Raw genomic sequence first — 2,941 nt, forward strand, 5'->3', positions numbered from 1 at the left:
CGGTGGAAACACCTTCGGGTTGTGAGGTTAAGCGACTAAGCGTACACGGTGGATGCCTAGGCAGTCAGAGGCGATGAAGGGCGTGCTAATCTGCGAAAAGCGTCGGTAAGGTGATATGAACCGTTATACCCGACGATACCCGAATGGGGAAACCCAGTGTGCTCCGGCACATTATCGTTAGATGAATACATAGTCTAACGAGGCGAACCGGGGGAACTGAAACATCTAAGTACCCCGAGGAAAAGAAATCAACCGAGATTCCCCCAGTAGCGGCGAGCGAACGGGGAAGAGCCCAGAACCTGAATCAGTTTGTGTGTTAGTGGAAGCGTCTGGAAAGTCGCACGGTACAGGGTGATAGTCCCGTACACAAAAATGCACAGATTGTGAGTTCGATGAGTAGGGCGGGACACGTGACATCCTGTCTGAATATGGGGGGACCATCCTCCAAGGCTAAATACTCCTGACTGACCGATAGTGAACCAGTACCGTGAGGGAAAGGCGAAAAGAACCCCGGCGAGGGGAGTGAAATAGAACCTGAAACCGTGTACGTACAAGCAGTGGGAGCCTACTTGTTAGGTGACTGCGTACCTTTTGTATAATGGGTCAGCGACTTATATTTTGTAGCAAGGTTAACCGAATAGGGGAGCCGTAGGGAAACCGAGTCTTAACTGGGCGTCAAGTTGCAAGGTATAGACCCGAAACCCGGTGATCTAGCCATGGGCAGGTTGAAGGTTGGGTAACACTAACTGGAGGACCGAACCGACTAATGTTGAAAAATTAGCGGATGACTTGTGGCTGGGGGTGAAAGGCCAATCAAACCGGGAGATAGCTGGTTCTCCCCGAAAGCTATTTAGGTAGCGCCTCGTGAACTCATCTTCGGGGGTAGAGCACTGTTTCGACTAGGGGGCCATCCCGGCTTACCAACTCGATGCAAACTACGAATACCGAAGAATGTTATCACGGGAGACACACGGCGGGTGCTAACGTCCGTCGTGAAGAGGGAAACAACCCAGACCGCCAGCTAAGGTCCCAAAGTCATGGTTAAGTGGGAAACGATGTGGGAAGGCATAGACAGCCAGGATGTTGGCTTAGAAGCAGCCATCATTTAAAGAAAGCGTAATAGCTCACTGGTCGAGTCGGCCTGCGCGGAAGATGTAACGGGGCTAAACCATGCACCGAAGCTGCGGCAGCGACGCTTAGGCGTTGTTGGGTAGGGGAGCGTTCTGTAAGCCGTCGAAGGTGAACTGTGAGGTTTGCTGGAGGTATCAGAAGTGCGAATGCTGACATAAGTAACGATAATGCGGGTGAAAAACCCGCACGCCGGAAGACCAAGGGTTCCTGTCCAACGTTAATCGGGGCAGGGTGAGTCGACCCCTAAGGCGAGGCTGAAAAGCGTAGTCGATGGGAAGCTGGTTAATATTCCAGCACTTGGTGTTACTGCGAAGGGGGGACGGAGAAGGCTAGGCTGGCCGGGCGACGGTTGTCCCGGTTCAAGCGTGTAGGGGGTGTGACCTGGTAAATCCGGTTACATACTAACCCTGAGGCGTGATAACGAGCCACTACGGTGGTGAAGTAGCTGATGCCATGCTTCCAGGAAAAGCCTCTAAGCTCCAGGTAACACGAAATCGTACCCCAAACCGACACAGGTGGTCAGGTAGAGAATACTCAGGCGCTTGAGAGAACTCGGGTGAAGGAACTAGGCAAAATGGTGCCGTAACTTCGGGAGAAGGCACGCTGGCGCGTAGGTGAAGGGACTTGCTCCCGGAGCTGAAGCCAGTCGAAGATACCAGCTGGCTGCAACTGTTTAATAAAAACACAGCACTGTGCAAACACGAAAGTGGACGTATACGGTGTGACGCCTGCCCGGTGCCGGAAGGTTAATTGATGGGGTCAGCCGCAAGGCGAAGCTCTTGATCGAAGCCCCGGTAAACGGCGGCCGTAACTATAACGGTCCTAAGGTAGCGAAATTCCTTGTCGGGTAAGTTCCGACCTGCACGAATGGCGTAATGATGGCCAGGCTGTCTCCACCCGAGACTCAGTGAAATTGAACTCGCTGTGAAGATGCAGTGTACCCGCGGCAAGACGGAAAGACCCCGTGAACCTTTACTATAGCTTGACACTGAACATTGAGCCTTGATGTGTAGGATAGGTGGGAGGCTTTGAAGCGTGGACGCCAGTCTGCGTGGAGCCAACCTTGAAATACCACCCTTTAATGTTTGATGTTCTAACTCGGCCCCATTATCTGGGGTGAGGACAGTGTCTGGTGGGTAGTTTGACTGGGGCGGTCTCCTCCTAAAGAGTAACGGAGGAGCACGAAGGTTAGCTAATCACGGTCGGACATCGTGAGGTTAGTGCAATGGCATAAGCTAGCTTGACTGCGAGAGTGACGGCTCGAGCAGGTACGAAAGTAGGTCATAGTGATCCGGTGGTTCTGAATGGAAGGGCCATCGCTCAACGGATAAAAGGTACTCCGGGGATAACAGGCTGATACCGCCCAAGAGTTCATATCGACGGCGGTGTTTGGCACCTCGATGTCGGCTCATCACATCCTGGGGCTGAAGTAGGTCCCAAGGGTATGGCTGTTCGCCATTTAAAGTGGTACGCGAGCTGGGTTTAGAACGTCGTGAGACAGTTCGGTCCCTATCTGCCGTGGGCGTTGGAAGATTGAGAGGGGCTGCTCCTAGTACGAGAGGACCGGAGTGGACGCATCACTGGTGTTCGGGTTGTCATGCCAATGGCATTGCCCGGTAGCTAAATGCGGAAAAGATAAGCGCTGAAAGCATCTAAGCGCGAAACTTGCCTCGAGATGAGTCTTCCCTGTGGCTTTAAGCCACCTGAAGGGACGTTTAAGACTAAGACGTTGATAGGCTGGGTGTGTAAGTGCAGCGATGCATTGAGCTAACCAGTACTAATGACCCGAGAGGCTTAACCTTACAACACC

Annotated in this window: 1 rRNA gene; it reads left to right on the forward strand. The window is 52.9% G+C overall.

The features are described 5' to 3' along the window. Positions 1-25: 25 nt before the first annotated feature. Positions 26-2,933 (forward strand): 23S ribosomal RNA (locus ETV65_RS24690). The last annotated feature ends 8 nt before the right edge of the window (positions 2,934-2,941 follow it).

This window comes from Rahnella sp. RFA10(1/100) (assembly GCF_004195115.1).
Lineage (GTDB): Bacteria > Pseudomonadota > Gammaproteobacteria > Enterobacterales > Enterobacteriaceae > Rahnella > Rahnella perminowiae.